Origin of the sequence: Neisseria sp. HMSC074B07 (assembly GCF_001810355.1) — a bacterium.
Taxonomy (GTDB): Bacteria; Pseudomonadota; Gammaproteobacteria; order Burkholderiales; family Neisseriaceae; genus Neisseria.
Genome location: NZ_KV800952.1, coordinates 25,861 through 26,517, shown reverse-complemented (window position 1 = coordinate 26,517; position 657 = coordinate 25,861). Strand labels below are relative to the sequence as shown.

General features: G+C 50.5%; 1 protein-coding gene. It reads right to left on the bottom strand.

All coding sequences use genetic code 11. The features are described 5' to 3' along the window. Window positions 1-657: hypothetical protein (locus HMPREF2726_RS14140; RefSeq protein ID WP_210399691.1), on the bottom strand; the 657-nt coding region annotated here is incomplete at both ends.

The window sequence follows — 657 nt, the reverse complement described above, 5'->3', positions numbered from 1 at the left end:
CTGCTTTAGCTTTTTCAGCTTCTTCGGCGGCTTTACGTTCGGCTTTCGCCTTAGCTTTTTCAGCTTCCTCAGCCGCTTTACGTTCAGCCTCGGCTTTGGCTTTCTCAGCCTCTTCAGCAGTCTTACGTTCAGCTTCCGCTTTAGCTTTTTCGGCTTCTTCAGCAGCCTTGCGTTCCGCTTCCGCTTTGGCTTTTTCAGCTTCTTCAGCGGCTTTGCGTTCGGCTTCAGCTTTGGCTTTTGCAGCCTCTTCAGCCGCTTTACGCTCAGCTTCAGCTTTGGCTTTTTCAGCTTCTTCGGCTGCTTTACGTTCTGCTTCTGCTTTAGCTTTTTCAGCTTCTTCGGCGGCTTTGCGTTCTGCCTCAGCCTTAGCTTTCTCGGCTTCTTCAGCAGCCTTACGTTCGGCTTCAGCTTTGGCTTTTTCAGCTTCTTCAGCGGCTTTGCGTTCGGCTTCTTCAGCAGCCTTGCGTTCCGCTTCAGCTTTAGCTTTTTCGGCTTCTTCAGCGGCTTTGCGTTCTGCTTCTACTCTAGCTTTTTCGGCTTCTTCAGCAGCTTTACGTTCTGTTTCTACTCTGGCTTTTTCAGCTTCTTCAGCAGCCTTGCGTTTTGCTTGGGCTTTAGCTTTTTCGGCTTCTTCAGCAGCCTTACGTTCGGCTTCAG